The 22,332-nt window shown below is 62.6% G+C and carries 18 protein-coding genes, 1 tRNA gene and 1 pseudogene; 9 read left to right on the top strand and 11 right to left on the bottom strand.

Annotation, left to right across the window (positions count from 1 at the left end; all coding sequences use genetic code 11):
* The first annotated feature begins 71 nt into the window (after positions 1-71).
* A complete protein-coding gene (locus FFM53_RS07855; RefSeq protein ID WP_138387933.1) occupies positions 72-1,235 on the top strand; it encodes a site-specific DNA-methyltransferase in 1,164 nt (387 codons plus the stop codon).
* Positions 1,236-1,402: 167 nt separating this feature from the next.
* On the opposite strand, the gene FFM53_RS07850 is transcribed toward FFM53_RS07855, so the two are convergent.
* The 3 genes from FFM53_RS07850 to mutY are packed head-to-tail and all read right to left on the bottom strand — an operon-like array spanning position 1,403 to position 3,482.
* Positions 1,403-1,768, bottom strand: coding sequence for a nuclear transport factor 2 family protein (locus FFM53_RS07850; RefSeq protein WP_138387932.1), 366 nt, complete (start codon positions 1,766-1,768; stop codon positions 1,403-1,405).
* Positions 1,769-1,773: 5 nt separating this feature from the next.
* Positions 1,774-2,388, bottom strand: coding sequence for an HAD family hydrolase (locus FFM53_RS07845; protein WP_138387931.1), 615 nt, complete (start codon positions 2,386-2,388; stop codon positions 1,774-1,776).
* Between the two features lie 2 nt (positions 2,389-2,390).
* On the bottom strand, positions 2,391-3,482 hold the full coding sequence (mutY, locus tag FFM53_RS07840) for an A/G-specific adenine glycosylase (protein ID WP_138387930.1): 1,092 nt from the start codon (positions 3,480-3,482) through the stop codon (positions 2,391-2,393).
* Between the two features lie 107 nt (positions 3,483-3,589).
* Here mutY and FFM53_RS07835 point away from each other — a divergent pair, with 107 nt between their 5' ends.
* The 5 genes and pseudogenes from FFM53_RS07835 (at position 3,590) to ppdK (ending at position 13,063) form a co-directional block, all read left to right on the top strand.
* On the top strand, positions 3,590-4,087 hold the full coding sequence (locus tag FFM53_RS07835) for a DUF721 domain-containing protein (RefSeq protein ID WP_011650811.1): 498 nt from the start codon (positions 3,590-3,592) through the stop codon (positions 4,085-4,087).
* Positions 4,087-4,272 (top strand): annotated as a pseudogene (locus tag FFM53_RS36900) (hypothetical protein); the annotation flags it as partial. The gene FFM53_RS07835 and the pseudogene FFM53_RS36900, both read left to right, overlap by 1 nt.
* 542 nt (positions 4,273-4,814) lie before the next feature.
* Positions 4,815-5,585 (top strand): DsbA family protein, encoded by a 771-nt coding sequence (locus tag FFM53_RS07820; RefSeq protein WP_017993213.1) that lies wholly within the window; start codon positions 4,815-4,817, stop codon positions 5,583-5,585.
* A 273-nt stretch (positions 5,586-5,858) separates the two neighbouring features.
* Positions 5,859-9,320, top strand: coding sequence for a chromosome segregation SMC family protein (locus FFM53_RS07815; protein WP_138387929.1), 3,462 nt, complete (start codon positions 5,859-5,861; stop codon positions 9,318-9,320).
* A 1,034-nt stretch (positions 9,321-10,354) separates the two neighbouring features.
* On the top strand, positions 10,355-13,063 hold the full coding sequence (gene ppdK / locus FFM53_RS07810; protein ID WP_138387928.1) for a pyruvate, phosphate dikinase: 2,709 nt from the start codon (positions 10,355-10,357) through the stop codon (positions 13,061-13,063).
* 37 nt (positions 13,064-13,100) lie between these two features.
* Here ppdK and FFM53_RS07805 read toward each other — a convergent pair whose 3' ends face one another.
* Together FFM53_RS07805 and FFM53_RS07800 are read right to left on the bottom strand one after the other, a co-directional pair.
* A complete protein-coding gene (locus FFM53_RS07805; protein ID WP_138387927.1) occupies positions 13,101-13,379 on the bottom strand; it encodes a hypothetical protein in 279 nt (92 codons plus the stop codon).
* Between the two features lie 374 nt (positions 13,380-13,753).
* The gene (locus FFM53_RS07800; RefSeq protein ID WP_018495454.1) at positions 13,754-13,951 is read right to left on the bottom strand and encodes a hypothetical protein; all 198 of its coding nucleotides are present in this window, start codon (positions 13,949-13,951) and stop codon (positions 13,754-13,756) included.
* A gap of 123 nt (positions 13,952-14,074) precedes the next feature.
* On the opposite strand from FFM53_RS07800, the gene FFM53_RS07795 reads away from it, so the two are divergent.
* A complete protein-coding gene (locus FFM53_RS07795; RefSeq protein WP_003546063.1) occupies positions 14,075-14,320 on the top strand; it encodes a hypothetical protein in 246 nt (81 codons plus the stop codon).
* 15 nt (positions 14,321-14,335) lie between these two features.
* Here FFM53_RS07795 and FFM53_RS07790 read toward each other — a convergent pair whose 3' ends face one another.
* A complete protein-coding gene (locus FFM53_RS07790; RefSeq protein WP_138387925.1) occupies positions 14,336-14,728 on the bottom strand; it encodes a hypothetical protein in 393 nt (130 codons plus the stop codon).
* A gap of 610 nt (positions 14,729-15,338) precedes the next feature.
* Between FFM53_RS07790 and FFM53_RS07785 the strand changes: the two genes are divergently transcribed.
* Positions 15,339-16,250, top strand: a complete 912-nt coding sequence (locus tag FFM53_RS07785) for a DUF1499 domain-containing protein (RefSeq protein ID WP_138387924.1) — start codon at positions 15,339-15,341, stop codon at positions 16,248-16,250.
* Between the two features lie 581 nt (positions 16,251-16,831).
* Here FFM53_RS07785 and FFM53_RS07780 read toward each other — a convergent pair.
* Genes FFM53_RS07780 through FFM53_RS07770 form a run of 3 tightly spaced genes read right to left on the bottom strand, consistent with a single transcriptional unit; the run spans position 16,832 to position 19,950 of the window.
* Entirely contained in the window at positions 16,832-18,553 is a 1,722-nt protein-coding gene (locus tag FFM53_RS07780; RefSeq protein WP_138387922.1) for a saccharopine dehydrogenase family protein, read from the bottom strand.
* The gene (locus tag FFM53_RS07775; RefSeq protein WP_138387921.1) at positions 18,550-19,008 is read right to left on the bottom strand and encodes a thiol-disulfide oxidoreductase DCC family protein; all 459 of its coding nucleotides are present in this window, start codon (positions 19,006-19,008) and stop codon (positions 18,550-18,552) included. Before FFM53_RS07775 ends, FFM53_RS07780 begins: the two co-directional genes overlap by 4 nt.
* A 30-nt stretch (positions 19,009-19,038) precedes the next feature.
* Positions 19,039-19,950, bottom strand: a complete 912-nt coding sequence (locus FFM53_RS07770) for an MBL fold metallo-hydrolase (RefSeq protein WP_138387920.1) — start codon at positions 19,948-19,950, stop codon at positions 19,039-19,041.
* A gap of 163 nt (positions 19,951-20,113) precedes the next feature.
* On the opposite strand from FFM53_RS07770, the gene FFM53_RS07765 reads away from it, so the two are divergent.
* Positions 20,114-20,187: transfer RNA gene (locus FFM53_RS07765), tRNA-Gln, on the top strand.
* Positions 20,188-20,542: 355 nt separating this feature from the next.
* Here FFM53_RS07765 and FFM53_RS07760 read toward each other — a convergent pair.
* Both FFM53_RS07760 and FFM53_RS07755 read right to left on the bottom strand, forming a co-directional pair.
* Entirely contained in the window at positions 20,543-21,052 is a 510-nt protein-coding gene (locus FFM53_RS07760) for a DUF4411 family protein (protein WP_138387919.1), read from the bottom strand.
* Positions 21,052-22,311 carry an XRE family transcriptional regulator gene (locus FFM53_RS07755; protein WP_138387918.1) on the bottom strand — a complete coding sequence of 420 codons (1,260 nt, stop codon included), beginning with the start codon at positions 22,309-22,311 and terminating at the stop codon, positions 21,052-21,054. Before FFM53_RS07755 ends, FFM53_RS07760 begins: the two co-directional genes overlap by 1 nt.
* Positions 22,312-22,332: the final 21 nt, after the last annotated feature.

Below are 22,332 nucleotides of genomic sequence, written 5' to 3'. Positions count from 1 at the left end.
TCAGGCTTTGGTAACTAAGTTGCGTAACCATAACGGACAGTTAAGCGTAGAGCGTATGAGTGAGTATCAGAATGGCATCAGTTTTTCCGCTTGCCGACCTCAAGGCTTCCGTCAAGTCGGATTCCCGGCCGGGATCCCGGTCGGATTCCTGGCCGGCTTCTTGGGTTGACACGATCATCAAGGGCGATTGCGTCAGCGCCCTTGAAGCTTTGCCCAGCCACTCCGTCGATATCATCTTTGCCGACCCGCCGTATAATCTCCAGCTCGGCGGAACGCTGCATCGCCCCGACCAGTCGCTGGTCGATGCAGTCGACGACGAATGGGATCAGTTCGCCTCCTTCGAGGCCTATGATGCCTTCACCCGTGCCTGGCTGCTGGCCTGCCGGCGTGTGCTGAAGCCGACCGGCTCGATCTGGGTGATCGGCTCCTACCACAATATCTTCCGTGTCGGCGCCACGCTGCAGGATCTGAATTTCTGGATCCTCAACGACATCATCTGGCGCAAGACCAACCCGATGCCGAATTTCAAGGGCCGCCGTTTCCAGAACGCCCATGAGACGATGATCTGGGCAAGCCCCAGCGCCAAGGCCAAGGGCTATACCTTCAATTACGATGCGCTGAAGGCCGCCAATGACGACGTGCAGATGCGCTCTGACTGGCTCTTCCCGATCTGCAACGGCAGCGAGCGGCTGAAGGGTGAGGACGGCAAGAAGGCGCATCCGACGCAAAAGCCGGAGGCGCTGCTCGCCCGCGTCATCATGGCTTCGACCAAGCCCGGCGATATCGTGCTCGATCCCTTCTTCGGCTCGGGAACGACGGGCGCCGTCGCCAAGCGTCTCGGCCGCCACTTCGTCGGCATCGAGCGCGAACAGGATTATATCGATGCGGCCTCGGCTCGCATCGCCGCCGTCGAGCCGCTCGGCAAGGCGGAACTGACCGTCATGACCGGCAAGAAGGCCGAAGTCCGCGTCGCCTTCAACGTGCTTGTTGAAAGCGGCCTGATCAAGCCCGGCCAGGTGCTGACCGACGCCAAGCGCCGCTACAGCGCGATTGTCCGCGCCGACGGCACGGTAGCTTCCGGCGGCGAGGCCGGCTCTATTCATCGTCTCGGCGCCAAGGTGCAGGGTCTCGATGCATGCAACGGATGGACCTTCTGGCATTTCGAAGACGGGCAGTCCCTGCGCCCGATCGACGATCTCAGGTCCGTCATCCGCAGTGATCTGGCAAAGGCGTAGTGAGCAGCGCCTCTGACGGATCGAAACCACCTTCTTCCGATTTCCCTCCAGTTGCGGAAGAAGACCAAGGCGCCCGGGGTCAAACCCGGGCGTCCTCTATTCAGAGCAATTCCAGCAAAAGTGTGCAGCGGTTTTGCGTCCGGAATGCGTAAAACAAGAAATCCTGATCAGAATTCCTGGTAATCGGTGACCTCGACCCTTGTGACGCGGCCTTCTGCGTTGAAGGTGATCGTCTCCTCACCCTCGCGGATCAGCGGCTTGCCCGTCTTGCTGTGGGTGGCGCGCACCGACCAGACCGATCGGCCGGAGAGCGGCGTCAACGTTTCCACCAGCGAATTTTCTGCCGTCTGATCGGGATAGTCGTCGAAATAACGCCGGAAGGCAGCCATGATCTCAGCCCGTCCGGTGAGATCGCCGACGCCGTTCGAGACATAGGTCGCATCCTCGGCGAAATAGGCCTCGATCGCCGGAAAATCGAGGGCGTTGATCGCAGCGTGGAAGAGTTCGATTTGCTTTGCCGGGTCGAAAGCCATGGGTCTCAGACCTTCACCCCATAGCCGGCGAGATCGTTGCGCAATTTGTCGGCGCCTGAGAACAGCACCGCATTCCAGCCGAAGGCCTTGGCGCCTTCGACATTGACCGGCGCGTCGTCGATGAAGATCGTCGCTGCCGGATCGAGACCGAAACTTTTCGTATGCGTCTCGTAGATGGCGATATCGGGCTTGATCAGGCCGACATCGCCGGAAACGGTGACGCCGCGCGGTTTGGTCAGGAAGGGGAAGCGCGCCTGTGCCTCGCGGAAGGTGTCGGAGGCAAAGTTGGTCAGCATCGTCACGTCGCGCCCCTCGGCAATCAGCCCTTCCATGATCGCGACGCTGTCGTCATAGGCGTGCGGCACCATCTCATGCCAATATTTGCGGAAGGCGCGGATATGCTCTTCGCGGGCCGGGTGCTGTTCGATCAGCAGCGCTTCGGCCTCCGCCCAGGTGCGGCCGCGGTCCTGCTCGATGTTCCAGTCATGGGTGCAGATATTGGCGAAGAACCAGTTGCGCTCGGTCTCATCAGGGATGAGGCGGCTGAAAGGAAGATGCGGATCGTAATGAATAAGGACTTTGCCGATGTCGAAAACGATATGTCTTATGTCGGTGGTCATGGTCATCCCTTGGATGTTTTAAACGCGAGAGGAATAGCCGCTGCGATCGCTTTTTTCATGATTGTTGGTAAGGCCTGGGCTTCAAGATTTGTAACCGGCTCCCACCATCCGTCATTCCTATCGATTTTGGTGGCGATGGCCGCACGCCAGATCGAAAGCCTGAGCTCGAAATGGGTGAAGACATGGATGACGGTGCCGGAGGCCTGCCATGCCGCTGCGAAGGGCGCGGCGGCAGCTGAGGTCTCGCCGTCGATGCGCGCCGTCCACGCTGTTGTCGGCACCTCGGTCATGCCGCCGAGCAGGCCGCTGTCGACGCGCCGCCGCAACAGGATCTCGCCATCGGCGGTGACCGCGATGAAGGCCGCGCCGTATCTGACCGGCTTCTCCTTCTTCGCCGCCTTGACGGGAAAGAGCTCGGGATCGGAAAGTTTGAGTGCCTTGCAGGCACCCCGGAACGGACAGAGTGAACAGGCCGGCCGCTTCGGCGTGCAGATCGTGGCGCCGAGATCCATCATCGCCTGGGCGAAATCGCCGGGCCGATCGGCAGGCGTTAACAGCGCCACCTTCTGCTTCATCGCGGGCTTGGCGGCTGGAAGCGGCGTAGCGATCGCATAGAGCCTGGAGATCACCCGCTCGACATTGCCGTCCATGACAGCCGCCTGGCGGTCAAAGGCGATGGCTGCGACGGCGGCTGCCGTATAGTCGCCGATGCCCGGCAGGGATCTGAGACCTTCTTCGGTATCGGGAAAGACGCCGCCATGCTCGTTCGCCACCGCTTCGGCGCATTTCTTCAGGTTGCGGGCCCGTGCGTAATAGCCAAGCCCCGCCCAGGCGGCCATCACCGCGTCGGTCTCGGCTGCGGCAAGATCGGTCACCTCGGGCCAGCGCTGCAGAAACCGCTCGAAATAGGGTTTGACCGCCTGCACCGTCGTCTGCTGCAGCATCACCTCGGACAGCCAGACGCGATAGGGATCGGCCTTGACGCCGCGGGCCGCCATGCCGGGCGCCACACGCCAGGGCAGGTCGCGGTGGTGGCGATCGTACCAGTCGAGCAGGGGCTTGGCGGAGGGCGTGTCGAGTGTGGTGATCGTCATGATTTGCCGCGATGGGGGGAAGTGCCTATACTTGGGAAGCAATGCCGCGCGATCAAGTCGCCTGTGCGAATTGGCATGCGAATTGGCGGCGTCGCTGAAGGGTTTCGATGAGTTATCCACGCAAAGGTGCAAAGCAGATTTCCGAGCTGGCGAACGGGCTGATCGATCCCGTGCTTGCGAGGCGCGCCGGCATCAACACGGCGCTGCTCGGCTCGTGGAGTGAAATTGCCGGCGAGGATTTCGCCGATTGCACCCGGCCGGAAAAGATCGCCTGGGCCCGCGGCGGCGATGAGACCGGCGGCTTCCGCCCCGGCGTGCTGACCATTGCCTGCGAAGGCGCGCGCGCGCTGTTCCTCACCCATGCGCAGGGCGAACTCATCCAGCGCATCAACAGCTTCTTCGGCTTTGCCGCCGTCCACCAGATCCGCATCGTCCAGAAGCCGGTCTCACAAGCCATCCGCCGCTCCCGCACCCCGCCGCCGCTGAAAGGCGAAGCCGCCCGCAAGCTCGAAGGCATGATGGAGGGGATAGAGAACGACAAGCTGCGCCAGGCGATCCAGCGCTTAGGGACCGCGGTGATGGGGAAGCGGGGAAATCAACGCTGATGAGCAAAACGCCCAACTTGACCGGCAACACCAAGACCGGCGGCCTGACTCAAGCCAGCGCCGAAAAGATCAGTGCGGTTGACGGCCTGGTACTTAGCTCGCGCATGCGCAAGCTCCTCGCCGAGACCACGGATCAGCCGGCCGAAGAACGTCGCCAGGCGATCCGCGCGCAGTTCGCCCGGAAAGAAGGTGCGACCGACGAAATCATGCGTCGAAAGACCCGCGAGGCGATCGATGATCCGGGTTCGGATATCGATCGCCGATATGGCCTTCGAGCGGCTCGAACGTCTGCATGCCGAGCGAATGAAGGCTGAGGGCGGTGGCGCTTAGCCCTGTCGGCCTCGGTCCAGGGAGATTGCCGAGGCTTGCCCCTCATCCGCCTGCCGGCACCTTCTCCCCGTAAACGGGGCGAAGGGACATGCTGCGACCTCTCCGTTCCTCACCAACCTCTCGCAGGGCACGTCCCCTCGCCCCGTTTACGGGGAGAGGGCTGGGGTGAGGGGCAGCCATCGGCACGAACCGGACGGCAGTGGTTTCGAACTGCGAACCGCCGTTGTTCGGATGAAGGGACGGAGCGGTAGGAATTCTCGCAATTTTTGGTCTAGTCGTCTTCCCGCGGTCACAATTCTTTGAAGGAAGTTGGCGAACCGTGCCTTGTGAGTGGCCGCCAGCCGTTATATCGCACAGTCACGCCGTCAATCTCATTAGTTATGGGGAATCCATGCAGATGTCCGAAATGCAACTGACGAAACGCCGCCTGCTCAGCGGTATCGCCATCGCCGCCGCTGCCGTAGCGCTTGTCGCCTGCAACGACAGCAAGGACGCTGCCGATGCTTCGTCCTCCGGCAAGACCATGGCTGATGGCACCAATGTCGACACCATGCAGACGGCCGCCACCTCGGCGACCGAAATGCCGGAGTCCGACGGCGATGTCGACATGGCTGAGGTGCTGAAGCCCGGCGTGCTGCCGGAGATGGCGCTCGGCAAGGCCGATGCCCCGGTCAAGATCGTCGAATACATGTCGATGACCTGCCCGCATTGCGCCCATTTCCACAACACCGTCTTCGACACGATCAAGCAGAAATATGTCGACAGCGGCAAGGTGCAGTTCATCATCCGCGAATTCCCCTTCGACCCGCGCGCTGCAGCCGCCTTCATGCTCGCCCGCTGCAATTCTTCCAATCCGGAGCAGTTGAGCACGCCGGAACAGTATTTCCCGATGGTTTCGATGCTCTTCAAGCAGCAGCAGGTCTGGGCGGCCGCCGATGATGGCCGCGCCGCACTGCTGCAGATGTCGAAGCTTGCCGGATTTACTGAGGATAGCTTCACGAAATGCTTGACGAACCAGAAGCTTCTGGATGAAGTGAATGCCACGCGGGAAAGAGGTTCCAAGGATTTCGGCGTCAACGCCACCCCGACTTTCCTGATCAATGGCAAGCGCTACTCTGGAGACATGCCGGTTGACACTTTGTCGAAGCTCATCGACAGCCTGCTCTGAACCGGATCGTTTCGATAGAACGGGCGACGGCGAAAGCCGTGCGCCCGTTTTTTTGTGGCTGCGTGGGGAATACCCCCCTCTGTCCTGCCGGACATCTCCCCCACAAGGGGGGAGATCAGCTGGAAGGAATGTCTCGACCTTCATGACTGCCCTGCGGAAGCGCTCCCTTGTTTGGGGAAGCCCTAACCACTTGCCGATCTCCCCCCTTGTGGGGGAGATGCCCGGCAGGGCAGAGGTGGGTGCCACACCCTCCCTGCGCTGCGGAGCTTCTGCATGAAGTTCAACAAGCTGCGCCTGGTCGGCTTCAAATCCTTCGTCGAGCCGACGGAATTCATCATCGAACGCGGGCTGACCGGCGTCGTCGGCCCGAACGGCTGCGGCAAGTCGAACCTCGTCGAGGCGCTGCGCTGGGTGATGGGCGAGAATTCCTACAAGAACATGCGCGCCTCCGGCATGGACGACGTGATCTTTTCGGGTTCCGGCAACCGCCCGGCGCGCAACACTGCCGAAGTGGCGCTCTATCTCGACAATGGCGAGCGCACCGCGCCTGCCGCCTTCAACGACAGCGACGAGATCCAGGTCACCCGCCGCATCGAGCGTGAGCAGGGCTCGCTCTATCGCATCAATGGCAAGGAAAGCCGCGCCAAGGACGTACAGCTGCTGTTTGCCGACGCCTCCACCGGCGCGCGTTCGCCCTCGATGGTTGGGCAGGGCCGTATCGGCGAGCTGATCCAGGCCAAGCCGCAGGCCCGCCGCCAGCTGCTCGAAGAGGCGGCCGGCATTTCAGGCCTGCATTCCCGCCGCCACGAGGCCGAGCTGCGGCTGCGCGCCGCCGAAGGCAATCTCGAGCGCCTCGATGACGTGACCTCGCAGCTCGAAAGCCAGATCGAGAGCCTGAAGCGCCAGGCCCGCCAGGCAAACCGCTTCAAGACCCTGTCTGCCGATATCCGCGCCCGCGAAGCGATGCTGCTGCATATCCGCTGGGTGCAGGCCAAGGAAGCAGAGGCCGAGGCCGACAGTGCGCTGAACCAGGCGACCTCCGTCGTCGCCGAAAAGGCGCAGATGCAGATGGAGGCGGCGAAGAACCAGGGCATCGCCAGCCTGAAGCTGCCGGAGCTGCGCGAGGGCGAGGCGCGTGCCGCCGCCGCCCTGCAGCGCCTGCAGATCGCCAGAAGCCAGCTGGAGGAAGATGCCGGCCGCATCCTGCGCCGCCGCGACGAGCTGACCCGTCGCCTCGCCCAGCTTGCCGAGGATATAAGCCGCGAGCAGCGGCTGGTGGCCGACAATGCCGTCATCCTGGCAAGGCTCGATGCCGAAGAGGCGGAGATTTCAGAAATTCTCGCCGATTCCGGCCGTTATGCCGAGGAGACCCGCGAGGCCTTCGAGGGCGCGGCGGCAAAACTGGCCGACAGCGAACGCATCTTCACCCAGCTGACGGCCGAGCGCGCCGAAGCCGCTGCCGGCCGCAACCAGCTGGAACGCGCCATCCGCGATCTCACGGACCGGCGGATGCGCCTCGAACGCCAGATGGACGAGGCAAACCAGGAACTGTCAGCCGTCGGCGAAAAGATCGCCGGCCTGCCGGATCCCGACGAAAAGCGCGCCATCGTCGAGGCCGGCGAGATCGCCGTCGCCGACGCGGAAGCGGCGGTTCAGGTGGTCGACCAGGCGCTGGCTAGCGCCCGCCAGACCGAGGCGCTGTCGCGCGCGCCGGTCGATCAGGCCCGTTCGAGCCTGAATGCGCTGGAGACCGAGGCCCGCACCATTTCCCGCATGCTCGCCGCCGGTGCTGCGGCCGGCAAATTTCCGCCGGTTGCCGACGAGCTGAAGGTCGATCGCGGCTTCGAAACCGCACTCGGTGCCGCCCTCGGCGACGATCTGGAATCGCCGCTCGATGCCGAGGCGCCGGCCCATTGGTCGGACAATGGCGATGGCGCCGGCGATCCCGCCCTTCCATCCGGTGTTGCGCCGCTGCTGACACATGTGCGCGCGCCGGCAGCACTCACCCGCCGCCTGCGCCAGATCGGCCTGGTTGTGGAAGGCGATGCGGAGCGGCTGATGGCGGCGCTGAAGCCCGGCCAGCGGCTGGTGACCAAAGAGGGTGCGGTCTATCGCTGGGACGGCCATGTCACCGGTGCCGATGCCCCGAGTGCAGCGGCCTTGCGCCTTGCCCAGAAGAACCGGCTGGCCGAACTCGAAAGCGAAGCCACACTTGCCCGCGACGTGCTTGCCGAAGCCGACGCGCGGCAGGCTGCCGCTGCCGAAGCGATCCGCGCCGAGGAGCGCCGGCTTGCCGAGGCGCGCGACATGAGCCGCCTGTCGGCGCGTCATTTGGCCGAAGCGCGCGATGCTCTCGTTGCCGCTGAGCGTGCCTCCGGCGATCTCATCCGCCGCCGCGATGTCGTCAGCGAGGCTGCCAGCCAGCTGCGCGCGCAACTGGAGGAAATCGCCGTCCAGGAAGAAAACGCCCGCATCGAGCTGGAAGACGCGCCCGACCTGACTGCGATCGACGAGCGGCTGCGGTTCCAGCAGGCAGAAGTTGCGACCGATCGCGGCGCGCTGGCCGAAAGCCGCGCCCGCCATGAAAGTCTGGCGAGGGAAAACGAAGCCCGCCAGCGCCGCATCATGGCGATCGGCCAGGAGCGCGAGACCTGGCGCCAGCGGGCGGCAAGCGCCGAAGATCATGTTGCGACGCTGCGCGAGCGTGAGGAAGAGGCGCGCGAAGAGGCAGCCGAGCTCGAACTGGCGCCGGATGAATTCGACGACAAGCGTCGCGCTCTGCTCAGCGAATTGCAGAAGGCCGAGGAGGCGCGCCGCCAGGCGAGCGATCTCCTGGCCGAGGCCGAACGCATCCAGCGCGAAGCCGACCAGAAGGCGACGACGGCACTGTCGGAACTTGCCGAATGCCGTGAACGCCGCGGCCGCGCCGAGGAGCGTCTCGTCTCCGCCCGCGAGAAACGGCAGGAAAGCGAAGCCCGCATCCGCGAGGTCCTGAACGTTGCGCCGCACGAGGCGCTGCAGCTGACCGGACGCCCGACCATGCAGGCGCTTCCCGATCCGCGCGAAGTCGAGCGCGAGCTGGAACGCCTGAGGATCGAGCGCGAACGGCTCGGCGCCGTCAACCTGCGCGCCGACGAGGAACAGAAGGAACTGAGCGAGAAGCTCGAAGCGCTGATCAAGGAACGCGACGACGTCATCGATGCGATCCGCAAGCTGCGCGGCGCCATCCAGAGCCTCAACCGCGAGGGCCGCGAGCGGCTGATCGCCGCCTTCGACATCGTCAACGCCCAGTTCCAGCGGCTTTTCACCCATCTTTTCGGCGGCGGCACCGCCGAACTGCAGCTGATCGAATCCGACGATCCGCTCGAAGCCGGCCTCGAAATCCTCGCCCGTCCGCCCGGCAAGAAGCCGCAGACCATGACGCTGCTATCCGGCGGCGAACAGGCGCTGACGGCGATGGCGCTGATCTTTGCCGTCTTCCTCACCAATCCAGCGCCGATCTGCGTGCTCGACGAAGTGGACGCGCCGCTCGATGACCACAATGTCGAGCGCTACTGCAACCTGATGGACGAAATGGCGGCCTCCACCGAAACCCGCTTCGTCATCATCACCCACAATCCGATCACCATGGCCCGCATGAACCGCCTCTTCGGCGTCACCATGGCCGAGCAGGGCGTCTCCCAGCTCGTCTCTGTCGACCTGCAAATGGCCGAGCGCCTGCGCGAGATTGCCTGAGGTTTTCGACGAACGCGTTTTCTGCGTCGGGGCAGGGCGGATTGTCACGCGACATGCCGGCCCAGGGGATGGGCGAGAGCAGCCCCTCATCCGGCTGCCGCCACCTTCTCCCCGTAAACGGGGCGAAGGGGATATGCCGCAGCCTCTCCTTTCCCCGCCGATGTCTCGCATGGCACGTTCCCTCTCCCCGTCAGAACGGGGAGAGGGTTAGGGTGAGGGGCAGTCGTTAACGCCAACTGGACAACAGTGGGCTTGACCCGAGCATTCATTTAGACGCCGAGCGCAGACGCAATTTCAGCAAAGGTGCGGCGCGGTTTTGCGTCCATAAATTGCGTAAAATCAAGGGCCGAGCAATAAACACCAAAAAAGGTCGGCTCTCTTGTCGCTTGTACCCCATTTGGGTGATGCTCTTTTCGCTGACTTGCATTAGAAGTTGTTTCAACGCAACCTAATTACTCTGCTGAAAAAGCGGGTGAGCAAACGCTGCGTATTGTCGAATTTGCGTGCGGTTTTCCGGGCGAGGGCAAGAACCGGAAACCGTTGGAGCAAATCCAGGGAAGTAGCGATCTATTTTCCAGGAATTGCGTAGAACGAAGGTCAGTACGGTTCTGTTTTGAGAAAAAGCTGAATCGTTCCTGGGTTGAGGGACCCCCCGTCCGGTTTTCCTGGCTGGACGGAAACAAGGCTTTGCGGGACATTGTTGCAGTCCCGCAAAGCTTTTTTTGTGCCTTTTTTCATGTCAGCCATGTTTCAAACGTTTTGACCGCCAGCTGCCACAAGATTTATTGTGCAACGCAACATTTTGCCGCATTTGTCGATTTTCATTTCAACTCCAAGGGATTAAGCTAATCCCTAAGTTTGTTGACAGACGTCGCTCTCTACTCGGCGTCATCCTCGGCCTTGTGCCGAGGATCTGCTGCGCATCAACCGGTAGCAGATACTCGGGACAAGCCCGAGCATGACGAAAGAGGAGTTCGCAGCGTTGTCGGCAGTCTGAGGGATTAAGCTGATCCCTTTGTGGTGTTGGGGGGAAGATGACCAAGTGGGTCTATAGGTTCGGCGACGGGCAGGCTGAGGGCCGGGCGCGCGATCACGAGATTCTGGGCGGCAAGGGCGCCAATCTGGCGGAAATGTGCGCGCTCGGACTGCCGGTGCCGCCGGGGCTGACGATCGTCAGCAACGCCTGCAACACCTATTACAAGAACGGCCGCCACATCGAGGATGCGGTGAAGGCTGAGGTGCGCGCCGGCATATCGGCGATCGAGGCGGTCACCGGCCGCCGCTTCGGTTCGGTCAGCCAGCCGCTGCTGCTCTCGGTGCGTTCCGGCGCCCGCGTCTCCATGCCGGGCATGATGGACACCGTGCTCAATCTCGGCCTCAACGACGAGACGGTGCAGGCGCTCGGCCATGATGCCGGCGATGCGCGTTTTGCCTGGGACAGCTACCGCCGCTTCATCCAGATGTATGCCGATGTCGTCATGGGTCTCGGCAACGATGCCTTCGAGGAGATCCTGGAAGACGAGAAGGCCAAGCTCGGTCATGAATTCGATACCGAACTCAGCGCCTCGGAATGGCAGCACATCGTCTCGCTCTACAAGAAGCTGATCGAGGAGGAGCTGGAGCAGGAGTTCCCGCAGGATCCCGAAGTCCAGCTCTGGGGCGCGGTCGGCGCCGTCTTTTCCAGCTGGATGAGCGCACGCGCCGTCACCTACCGCCATCTCCACAATATTCCGGAAGGCTGGGGCACGGCGATCAACATCCAGGCGATGGTCTTCGGCAATCTCGGCAATGCGTCGGCGACCGGCGTTGCCTTCACCCGCAACCCCTCGACCGGCGAGAGGGCGCTTTACGGCGAATTCCTGGTCAATGCCCAGGGCGAGGATGTGGTGGCCGGCATCCGCACGCCGCAAAGCATCACCGAGGAGGGGCGGATTTCCTCCGGCTCCGAAAAACCCTCGATGGAAAAGCTGATGCCGGAGGCGTTTCGCGAACTCTGCCGCATCTGCACCGAGCTCGAGATCCATTACCGCGACATGCAGGATATCGAATTCACCATCGAGCGCGGCAGGCTGTGGATGCTGCAGACCCGGTCGGGCAAGCGCTCGACCCGGGCGGCCATGAAGATCGCCGTCGACATGGTCGATGAGGGCGTGATCACCGAGGACGAGGCGGTGCTGCGCATCGAGCCTTCCAGCCTCGACCAGCTGCTGCATCCGACGATCGATCCGCGCGTCACCCGCCAGGTGATCGGTACCGGGCTTCCGGCCTCGCCGGGCGCTGCCACCGGCGCCATCGTCTTCACCGCTGAAGAGGCCGTCGAGGCGGAAGCCGAAGGCCGCAAGGTCATCCTGCTCAGAGTCGAGACCAGCCCCGAGGATATTCACGGGATGCATGCCGCCGAAGGCATTCTCACCACTCGCGGCGGCATGACCAGCCATGCGGCGGTCGTTGCCCGCGGCATGGGCATTCCCTGTGTCGTCGGCGCCGGCACCATGCGCATCGACGTGCGCAACGAGCGGCTGCTCGGCGTCGGCGTCACGCTCAAGAAGGGCGATATCATCACCATCGACGGCTCGGCCGGCCAGGTGCTGAAGGGCGAGGTGCCGATGATCCAGCCGGCGCTGTCGGGCGATTTCGGCCGCATCATGGGCTGGGCCGACCGCGCCCGGCGCATGACGGTGCGCACCAATGCCGATACGCCGGCCGATGCGCTGGCCGCCCGCTCCTTCGGCGCCGAAGGCATCGGCCTATGCCGCACCGAACACATGTTCTTCGAGGGCGAGCGCATCCATGTGATGCGCGAGATGATCCTGGCCGTCGATGAGAAGGGCAGGCGGCTGGCGCTCGACAAGCTGCTGCCGATGCAGCGGCTGGATTTCACCGGCCTCTTCACCGTCATGCATGGCCTGCCGGTGACGATCCGCCTGCTCGATCCGCCGCTGCACGAATTCCTGCCGAAGACCGATGACGAGGTCGCCGAGGTCGCCTTCGCCATGGGCATGGAAGCGTCGGTGCTTCGCCAGCGCGTCGATGCGCTGCACGAATTCAACCCGATGCTCGGCCATCGCGGCTGCCGGCTGGCGATCTCCTATCCCGAAATCGTGGAGATGCAGGCCCGCGCCATCTTCGAGGCGGCGGTCGCCGCAGCTAAGGAGACCGGGGCCGCCGTCGTGCCGGAGATCATGGTGCCGCTCGTTGGCCTCCGCACCGAGCTCGATTACGTCAAGGCGCACATCGATGCCGTCGCCGGCGACGTGATGAACGAAGCCGGCATGAAGATCGATTATCTCGTCGGTACGATGATCGAGCTGCCGCGTGCTGCCCTGCGCGCCCATGTGATTGCCGAAGCCGCCGAATTCTTCTCCTTCGGCACCAACGACCTGACGCAGACCACCTTCGGCATCTCGCGCGATGATGCCTCGGCCTTCATCCCCACCTATCAGCGCAAGGGCATCATCGAGCACGATCCCTTCATCTCGCTCGATTTCGACGGTGTCGGCGAATTGATCAGCATCGCCGCCGAACGCGGCAGGCGCACCCGCAAGGACATGAAGCTCGGCATCTGCGGCGAACATGGCGGCGACCCGGCCTCGATCCGCTTCTGCGAAACGATCGGCCTCGATTATGTCTCGTGTTCGCCGTTCCGCGTGCCGATCGCGAGGTTGGCGGCAGCGCAGGCGGTGATTGCGGGCAGTCTGGAAGAGATCAGGCGCGGTCCGAAAGACCTGCGGGCGAGCGTGTAAAATATCGGCGGAGCCTGGGGCAGGGCGCCCTGGGCACTCAGTAACGATACCGCCAACGATCGCGGTAGATATAAGGCCCGTTCAGATCCCAGGCCATGCGGTTCATCATCTCAGCACTCTGCGCCCGTGATTCGGCGCGCCGGTCGAGATCGATGCGCTGCAGGCAGGTGGCAAACCCATCCGTGCCGCGCCGGAAGCCATAGCTCATGCACCGCTGCTCATCCGCCGCCCGCCGCTCCTCCGGCGTCATCGTCTGGCAGGCCGAAAGCCCGGCGACGATGGTGGCCATGACGGTGATGAGAAGACGAATGCGCATTGGTTTGGTCCTTGGAATGCTTTTCTCAGAGGAAAGGCCATTCGGGCGAGGGCGTCAAGCTATTGCTCTCGCAACTTCCGGTTATCCGGCGGCTGCCGCGGGGGAAGCGCCCCTTTGGTTTGGGAAGCGTTGGCCGTCTGCCGATCTCCCTCCTTGTGGGGGAGATGCCCGGCAGGGCAGAGGGGGGTTCCCACGCCCTCGGAGCGCACCGAGCTGTTACCCGCTCTGAGCAGACCTAGACGACGGCGACAGCCGCGCGCCGTTTTTTGTGCGGCGTAGCGGCGAGGAGCACCCCCCTCTGTCCTGCCGGACATCTCCCCCACAAGGAGGGAGATTGGCCGAGAGGCAGCCGAACCACTACCGTCAACCGGACTTCACGCCGCCCCAGCCGGATCCCCAATCGGCAGCAGCGCCGGGTTGAGCGGCGGATCCTGAGGATTCTTCGTGTCGCCCGGGTCCTGCGCCGGTGTCAGTGGCGGTTTTTGCTGGATCGGGTCGGGAATGCCGGGGGTCGGCGTCGGGCCGCGCGGGGTATCGGCATTGGGTGTCGGGATCGGGTCTCTGTTGGGCATGATCGCCTCCTTTTCGAAAAAGGAACGGCAGGCTTGGCACTTGGTTCCACTTTCGCTTGCCAACCTTTCTATGCATGAGGGCCATTCCTATGTATGAGGAAAGCTTGCAAAACTGGAACGAGCATGGCCCTTCGCGATCGATTTTCGAAAAAACTGAACTGTCCGCAATGCGGCAATGAGGGCTTTGCCGAAGCCTCGGAAGTCGATGATCCCAAGCGCAAGCACCCGGATTTCAAGGTCGATCAGCTGCCGCGCGGCTTTGGCGTGCAGCGGCCTTCGAACCACCAGGAAAATTTCGTCATCAAATGCGAATGCGGGCGCAAGTTCCCGTTCCGCAGCGTTGCGGAAGCTGCGGCCGAGCGCCGCTGACATCATTATCTAGAACTAGATCCGCTCCAGCAATTCGATGAAGGCATCGGCGAAACGCAACAAGGGCGCGGTCTCTTCGTCCGGCGCCTGCATGCGGATCTCTGTGCCGTTACCGTCGAGCAGCGCCAACACGACGCGCATCTCCTGGCCATCTTTAGGAATGCGCAGCACGGCGATGCGACGGCAATCGTCGATGAGGCCGCCGGCCGGCAGGTCGAACAGCAGTTCGCCGCCGGAGCGTGCCGCCGCCTGGCGCACCGCCTCGCAGAAGCCGGCATCGCCGCCGGCATAACCTTCGAGCGAAAGCTCGAGCTCAAGCAGCTCCATCGGCAGCATCGGCTCGGACTGGTGGTCGATCCCGCCAAGCGCAGACGCCTGCGGTCTTGCTGCAATCTCGGGTGAAATCATCCCGTCTCTCCTCTGCATCTGGAGATGAAACCGCGGCAGAATGGCCTTTTTTTGACATATCAGCAAGGGCTTATGAAGCAACCGCCGTTTCGTCATGGCCTTCGCCGTGGATTCCAACGCATTGCCTCAGACAATAGTTTCAATTTAGCCGAATCTTGCCCCAGATCCGGATGATTTTAGGCCGGGCCGGCCTAGAGCCTTTCCGGGTTAGATTGCAGCATTCTGCCGGAGCAGGTTTTCGTCAGGGCAAAGGCGATTGGCGACGGGCATACCCCTAGGTACGTCCGAGCCGATCGCCTTTGATCCTGGCGGAAAGATGCCCGGCCCTTCGGGTTGGCTGAAACGGGCCGGCTGATCGACCGGCCGGCTTGGCCGTAGAGCCGGGCTACGACACGCGCCGGCCGGTCGACCATCCGACTCCGTTTGAGCCAACAGAATGCTGCAATCTAACCCGGAAAGGCTCTAAATCTGAATCCGGATCTAAATCAAAGAATAGAAGCATGATGTCGTCCGAAAACCGCTTCACACTTTTCGGCATCATGCTCTAAACAGGTGCATGGCGATTTGCGTGGTCGAACGCGCGGGCGCTGACGAGCAACCGGTAAGTTTAATGGCCATCCGCTTCGACCGCCCCGTTTCCAACGCCTCCCGCTTTTCGCGGCTGCTCGGGGCGTTTTCCCTGGTGCTGGCGCTGGCGGTGATGATCGCCCACCGCTTCGGCGGCCTCGCCACACCCTATCTCGTGCTGTTGTTGATTGCTGCCGCCGGCGGCGCGCTGCTTTCCGCCATGCTCGCCGCAGTCGGGCTGCGCAGCCTCTGGATGACGGGGGCCGAAGGCGGGCTGGCGGCGCTGGCCGCACTGATCTATGCCGCCTTTCCGCTCGGCCTCGGCGCCTATGCCACCGAGCGTTACATGACGCTGCCTGATATCTACGACGTTTCCACCGATCCGGTCTCCGCACCCGACTGGCTTTCGCCGCCCTATTCCGACCAGATCTGGCTGAAACGCAACGTGCAGGTGACGCCGGAGGATCGTGAAAAGCAGCTCACCGCCTATCCCGAACTGACAGGCCGGCGCTATGAGGGCGCGCTCGACCGCGTGCTGGAAGCGGTGCGCAAAGTCGCCAAGATGAGCGGTATTACCATCACCAGGAGCAGTGGCGACACGGAGCCCGGCCGCGATCCCGAGGACAGGCCGGTCAAGCCGCCGCAGCCGGGCGACGATGCCGTGGCCGATGCGCCCGATATCGTCCCCGTGCCGACGCCGCGCCCCTATGACGACGACGTCGCCAAGCTGATCCGCGGCGTCAACGGCGTGACGCTGCAGGGCACCACCCGCACGCTAATCCTCGGCCTGCGCTTCGATATCATCATCCGGCTCCGCGAAGAGGCCGAAACCACCTTCGTCGACATCCGCGTCGCCTCCCGCTACGGCCAACACGACCTCGGCTTCAGCGCCGCAATCGCCGGCGATTATCTGAAGGCGCTGGATGCCGAACTCTTGGGGATTGCGGGTGGGTGAGCAACGGTGGCGCAGAGCGCCAGCAATCGATCCGGCGAATCGATTGCAGTTGCGAACGCCCTGAGCCCAAAGCGAAGGGCCGGGATACGGTGCGGCAGATTCAACGCCCATACGGTGCCGCCGAAGGCGGCAGCACCTTCTTCAAGCCCGAGGAAGGAATGACGGCGAAGGGCATGCCGTGTGGCACCCCCTCTGCCCTGCCGGGCCCGGGGTCGAGCCACGGGTCTCGACCCGTCCTTCGGACCCCCCCACAGGTGGGGAGATTGGCTGGGCGCACTGGCTTCCCCAAACAATGAGCGTCCAGCACGGCGAAACGGTAGAGGGGCACGAAGTTCAAGCCACTTGTGATCTCCCCACCTGTGGGGGGAGATGCCCGGCAGGGCAGAGGGGGGTATTGCGGCCCACGGACCAGCCCCTCATCCGCCTGCCGGCACCTTCTCCCCGCTTGCGGGGCGAAGGGGATATGCCGCAACCTCTCCGTTCCTCGCCCATCTCTCGCAGGGCACGTCCCCTCGCCCCGCGAGCGGGGAGAGGGTTAGGGTGAGGGGCAGCCACCCGCCCGAAGGCAGAGACCCGCTCACTCACTCCACCACCAACCACCCCGTATACCGCACCACCAACCCCGTCAGCCGCCCACCGATCTCCACATGGAAGCAGAACCGCCCATCCCGCTCCTCCTCATAAGTATCCCCACCAGGCGCCAGAAACATCGGCAGCGGAATGCCGCAGAACCGCCAGCCGCGCACGACGAGCCGCAGCTTCTCCCCATCCGGCACCGGCGCCATCAGCACCCGGAACGGCCCGAAGACCTCGGCGAGCAGATGCCGGTCGCGGCCCTTTCCCTCGGCCTGCCAGCTGCGGAAGACCTTGCCGCCAAAATCGCGCGTCCAGATTTCCCTGTCACCGTCGCTTACGAAACGCACCGTCACCGGCACATCCTCGCCCGCCTTGGGAAAGCCGATCACCCCAGCGACGATCCTGGCCAGCAGCCCGCCGCCGCGCTCGATCCGTGCCCGGCCGGAGGCGACGCGCGCCCCGCCTGCATGCAGGGCTGAAATGGCCGGCGGCAGCCGCTCCCAGGCGCTGCCGAGAATCTGCCGGTAGAGCGGCTGGCGTGCCGCCTCGTTTTCCATCCTGATGCCTGATGTGATTGAAAACCGCCGGAAGGCCGCTTCGAAATCTTCAAGCTGCAATTCCCCCGCCGCCGGCCGGGCGCCATTCTCCGGCCGCGTGCCGGTCAGCAGCCGGCGCACCAGCGCGTCCACGCCGATGATGGGGATGAACGGCCCGTCATCACCTTCGGCAATCAGATGCCAGCCGCAGGACAGCCGCTTTCCCGCGTGATCGACGCCGCTGGCGCGGACGAACATGCCGCCGCGGTGTTCGCCGATTGCCAGGCTATGGCTGGCACGCTGCAGCAACCGCGCAAACGGCAGCAGCGACGGCAGGAGCCGGAGGCGCACAAGCCTGGCCGCAAGGCTGAGCAAGTGCTGCAGCGGCTGCGGCTCGGTGCCGACACCGGTGAAGCTGGATTTGAGATCGGCAAGGTGCTGCGGCAGCAGCTTGAGATCCGGCGCATCCACCAGCACGAACTTGCGGCTGCGCAGCGGCGCCACACCCGGCGCCGCCACCGTCACCCGCATCGCATCGATCAGCCCGCACCCGGCGGCCGGCTGCCCGTTGCGCAGCACCGCCACCGGCTTGCCGGCATAGGTGGCGATCGCTCTCACGACATTGAGCCCGATCCGCACATGCGCCGACGGGGCAATGCCGGCCGCGACAGATTCGATCCGGGAGAAATGCGGCGCCATCGCATCGAGTGCCGCGAAGGAGAGGGCGGGCAGGCTGCTGAGCCCCGAGAGCGCGAAGGTGCCCTTGGCCTTGGCTGCCGCATCGAGCCCACCGATGCCGGCGACGAAACCGGTGCTGTCGGCGATATCGGCATAATCGATGCCGAGGCCGATGCAGGCCTCGACCACCTTATAGGCATCCTTCCCGAAGGTCTGGAACGGCCCCGAGGCATCGACGACGAGATGAGGCCTCAGCCGCGTCAGCTGTTCGGTGAGATCGCCGTCTCGGTCGAAGCTGACTGCCTGCACCATCGCGCCGAGATTGTTGCTTCCCAGGCCCTCGGCTCCATCTTTCGGCGTCCGCAGATCTGCAACGAAATCGTCAGCCTTTTCAAGCGAGCGCCCCGCAACCAGCAGCCTGAGCCGCGGTTCATCGCCAAGCAGCCGGGCAAGCCGCCCGCCGAAAGTGCCGTAACCGCCGATGATGAGCAGCGAAAACCGGTCGTCGCTCATGTGATGAAGCGGCTTCGCTGCTGCGGCGTCGGCACCATGCAGCTTTGCCGGCCGGCAAGCTTCAGCCGGTTGCGGGCGATGAATTCATAGAGCGCATCGGCCGCCCGCCGCGGCAGCAGCCGGAAGAGCTTGACCAGCGAATAGGGAAAGCCGAGGCCCGCCACCATGCGGATCGAGCCGTCGGACTTGAAGAAGGCGCGGCCGTTTTCGATCAGGATATTGGTCTCGTAGTCGCGCGCGTGGAGCCCGTAATGCCGGTAGAGCGCCTCGCCGAGCGGCGTCTGCGCGGCGAGGAAGCGGTATCGCTGCCGCTTGTCATGTTTCAGCGCGAATTTCACCCAGCCGGAGCAGAACACGCATTCGCCATCAAAGATGATCAACGGCCGGTCATCGGCAAAACCGGGCACATCGGGATCGTTGCGATAGCTGTAATCGGCTCGAGGCTTCATCGTCATGTTCCCATCCTCATGACCCCACCCTCATATTCATGACGCCGGCCGGTAGTGGGCGGCAAGCGTTGGCGGCCCATCCGCCGCAATCTCGCCGCGCTCCAAAAGATCCTCGATATGGGCGAGCACGGAAAGGGCTGCCGCCCCATGCAGCTTCGGATCGGTATCGCGATAGATTACCTTGACCATCTCGGCAATCCGCTGGTCGCCCGCCTGGACGCGCGCCAGCACCGCCTGCTCGCGCTTGAGGCGATGCGCCTTCAGCGCCCGGAGGAATCCGGCCGGCTGCGTCACCGGCCCGCCATGGCCGGGCAGCAGCAGCCGGTCCTCACGCGCAATCAGCCGGTCAAGCGAGGTCATGTAATCCGCCATCGAGCCATCCGGCGGCGCGACGATCGAGGTCGACCAGGCCATGACATGATCGCCTGAGAACAGGATGTCACGACCCGCAAGCGCGAAGGCGGCATGATTGGCCGTGTGCCCCGGCGTCAGCACCGCGCTCAGCGCCCAGCCATCGCCCGATAGGGTTTGGCCGTCACTGAGCGTTATATCGGGCACGAATGATAGATCCGAGCTTTCGGAAAAGGGATTGATCTCGCCGTCGCGCAGCGGCCGCGCCGGCCGGTGCGGCCCTTGCCCCACCGTCACCGCCCCCGTTGCCGCCTGCAGGCGCCTCGCCAGCGGCGAGTGGTCGCGATGCGTGTGGCTGACGAAGATATGCGTCACCGCGCGTCCGCCAAGGGCTGCCATCAGTGCTTGATAATGCGCCTCGTCCTCCGGGCCGGGATCGATGATCGCGACGGAGGAAGCGCCGACGATATAGCTGTTGGTGCCGAAAAAGGTGAAAGGCCCGGGATTGTTCACTGTAACCCGCTCGACACCTGAAACAACCGGCACGGCCTGCCCATAGGCCGGCTCGAAAGCGAGGTCGAATGCGGGACTGTCCATGAAGGAATGATCTCGGGCCAATGACGTCGCCAATTCCTAGCACGACGGCGGGTGCTGCGCAGCGCATAAAATCTGCGCCGGGTTAAACTTAGTCATTGTGACAGGCGAAGAGCTTTGCTAATCAGGCGTCGATTTGAGCAAGCGGTTTCCGCTCAAGCTCTGGTGGGGCGTCGCCAAGCGGTAAGGCAACGGTTTTTGGTACCGTCACCCCTGGTTCGAATCCAGGCGCCCCAGCCACGCTAATTTTTACACGCATTGACCACAGCACGAAACGACGCAACGGCAAACTCAGAGTACGGCGACATTTGTCTCTCCAGTTGTGCTGGATCGTCAAGCTTATATAACGCCTCATGGAGTTCAACTGGCTTTTCTCACTTGATACGGTGAGTTGGAAAATGGAAACGTGAGCTGCACTAACATGGGCAGTGAAATTCTCCCCGCTACCGAATAGGAGTTGAAGGCGTACCGTGAGCCGAGGAAATAGGCGAAACGTCTTCGATCAGCTCGACCTCAATTATATTGCCCTTCAGTAATTCCGGCTCGCTTCAGTGCGATCATACTGGTCTGCGATCTGACAAAGGGCGCTCGTATGTCAGAATCTCAGATTTTCTCGTCTGAGGAAATCGCTGAACGCAAGATGCACCACACCTTCTGCACGGCAGATGTTTGGGATCTTACGCTTGGTGGTTTGGGTCTCTTCCCTGATCAGATTTTCCATGCTCACGACTGGCACATTAAGGGTCTTTGCCAGTGCGATAATGGTCATGTCGTTGACGCAGATAGTTTTTGCGGAGCCTCCCGTGAACTCGGAAATGCAGTCCCGGTGGCGTGTGAGCAACTGGTTCGAGTGACCTATGTATGTTTGCCAATCCCAATCAGGGCTTCCAACTTCAAGCACCATGAACTCTTTTGATACGTTGACGAATTGTCCGAGATCGCCGGCAATGTGGCACATTTCCTCGAAAATTTCTGGTGTGACTGCGATGTAATCGCTGAGAACGAATGCTTTGAAATGTGCCCAAAGCGTTTTGTGGATGTCCTCCGGCATAGTTTCAAGAGGATTTGATATTCCGGACGTATCGAAACAATATTTTTTCACCATCAGCTGAAATGATCCCTGATATCATTCAGGTGCTGAAGATTCTTTATACCCATGTATTGCGCGGCATTGTGATTGGTAATGCGGCCGTTGGACCATGCTTCTATAACCAGCCCGGTATAAAGGTCCCCGAGCGCGTTTCGGAATCTCGTGCCATAATATTCAGATCGTCCGAAGCTTTTGTAGCTCGCTTCTTGCTGCTCAAACTGGGGTTTTTTAATGCTCCAATAGAATGCCGGCAGAACGTAGCCCAGGTGCACCAGGCGAATGAGCATGGCGTGCGCGCTTACGCGAAATGTAGACGCGAGATCATTTACGTTTCCATCAGAGATGAACGGCGCCGGTTGGGTTGGCACTGGTCCAGCCCTGGCTATGACCGTAGTTCGAGGCATAAGAAATGCTGCCGCGAACCGATCGCACCACCCTTCGACGGTTGTCGAGGGCTGCGCGCTGAGCGGAGCGATGATACCACTTTGATGAAGGGTTAGATGGGCTAGTTCATGAGCAAGTGTGAAAGCTTGCGCGGTCGGCGCTTCGTTACCGAAGACGATCACTGGCAGCGGGAATTTGGCGATGCACATTCCGCGCGCTCCGACATCCCGCAGCGCCGTGTTCTTGAGCGTCAGGACGCCAAGCTTTTCAATGTGACGGCGAAGAATCGCAGGAAACTTCACTTGATCGGCAGATTTGAAAGCAAGCTGTGTCTCAATCGAAAAATCCATGGCCTCCCGGGCAATTCGAGCAACATCCTCTGGGTTTGCGGCCGTAGTGCAGCCGAGAATGTCCGGGAAACGCGGTTCCTGCTCACCGACTTCTTCGAAAAGATCGAGTGCGTTTTCACGCTGGGCTTCCGCCCAATATTGGATGTCTTTGAGCGCAACGACTTCGCGAGGGATGGTCATGCCCCGATGAGCGCGAAAGTCCGGAATCAGCAGTGGTTCTTTGACTGGGGGCAGTTCATCAAGGAAGAACTCCATGAAAGAGCGTTCATAGAGGTCTGCGAGGGTACGGGCTTGGTTGACTGTCGGTACCTCGGAAGCGTTTTCCCAAGCTTGTATACGTGCGACTGACTGGTGAAGCTTCTCGGCTACGTGCTCGATGTCCAGGCCACGCCGCTCCCGTGCCCACCGCAGAACAGCAGGATTATAGATCGGGCGTTCGCGCTTTATAGTAGCTGGCATAACTGAATGATAACGAAATTGTTTAGGATTTGGTGCATCCGGCGAAAATTTTATTGTGGCAGTTGATGCGTCAGGTGCCACGCTTGATTGATCGTCTCCTTA

Source organism: Rhizobium indicum, assembly GCF_005862305.2.
Classification (GTDB): domain Bacteria; phylum Pseudomonadota; class Alphaproteobacteria; order Rhizobiales; family Rhizobiaceae; genus Rhizobium; species Rhizobium indicum.
The sequence above is the reverse complement of the archived record's forward strand: the minus strand, read 5'-3'. Positions and strand labels throughout refer to the sequence as shown.

What these genes read in the sequence shown, in the direction of transcription:
- FFM53_RS07805 (WP_138387927.1), bottom strand. Translation starts at nt 13,379, where the DNA reads ATGCGCATTCGTCTTCTCATCACCGTCATGGCCACCATCGTCGCCGGG.
- mutY (WP_138387930.1), bottom strand. Translation starts at nt 3,482, where the DNA reads ATGACGATCACCACACTCGACACGCCCTCCGCCAAGCCCCTGCTCGAC.
- FFM53_RS07785 (WP_138387924.1), top strand. Translation starts at nt 15,339, where the DNA reads ATGGCCATCCGCTTCGACCGCCCCGTTTCCAACGCCTCCCGCTTTTCG.
- FFM53_RS07835 (WP_011650811.1), top strand. Translation starts at nt 3,590, where the DNA reads ATGAGTTATCCACGCAAAGGTGCAAAGCAGATTTCCGAGCTGGCGAAC.
- FFM53_RS07770 (WP_138387920.1), bottom strand. Translation starts at nt 19,950, where the DNA reads ATGGACAGTCCCGCATTCGACCTCGCTTTCGAGCCGGCCTATGGGCAG.
- FFM53_RS07815 (WP_138387929.1), top strand. Translation starts at nt 5,859, where the DNA reads ATGAAGTTCAACAAGCTGCGCCTGGTCGGCTTCAAATCCTTCGTCGAG.
- FFM53_RS07795 (WP_003546063.1), top strand. Translation starts at nt 14,075, where the DNA reads ATGGCCCTTCGCGATCGATTTTCGAAAAAACTGAACTGTCCGCAATGC.
- FFM53_RS07855 (WP_138387933.1), top strand. Translation starts at nt 72, where the DNA reads ATGGCATCAGTTTTTCCGCTTGCCGACCTCAAGGCTTCCGTCAAGTCG.
- FFM53_RS07790 (WP_138387925.1), bottom strand. Translation starts at nt 14,728, where the DNA reads ATGATTTCACCCGAGATTGCAGCAAGACCGCAGGCGTCTGCGCTTGGC.
- ppdK (WP_138387928.1), top strand. Translation starts at nt 10,355, where the DNA reads ATGACCAAGTGGGTCTATAGGTTCGGCGACGGGCAGGCTGAGGGCCGG.
- FFM53_RS07775 (WP_138387921.1), bottom strand. Translation starts at nt 19,008, where the DNA reads ATGACGATGAAGCCTCGAGCCGATTACAGCTATCGCAACGATCCCGAT.
- FFM53_RS07845 (WP_138387931.1), bottom strand. Translation starts at nt 2,388, where the DNA reads ATGACCACCGACATAAGACATATCGTTTTCGACATCGGCAAAGTCCTT.
- FFM53_RS07760 (WP_138387919.1), bottom strand. Translation starts at nt 21,052, where the DNA reads ATGGTGAAAAAATATTGTTTCGATACGTCCGGAATATCAAATCCTCTT.
- FFM53_RS07820 (WP_017993213.1), top strand. Translation starts at nt 4,815, where the DNA reads ATGTCCGAAATGCAACTGACGAAACGCCGCCTGCTCAGCGGTATCGCC.
- FFM53_RS07800 (WP_018495454.1), bottom strand. Translation starts at nt 13,951, where the DNA reads ATGCCCAACAGAGACCCGATCCCGACACCCAATGCCGATACCCCGCGC.
- FFM53_RS07850 (WP_138387932.1), bottom strand. Translation starts at nt 1,768, where the DNA reads ATGGCTTTCGACCCGGCAAAGCAAATCGAACTCTTCCACGCTGCGATC.
- FFM53_RS07780 (WP_138387922.1), bottom strand. Translation starts at nt 18,553, where the DNA reads ATGAGCGACGACCGGTTTTCGCTGCTCATCATCGGCGGTTACGGCACT.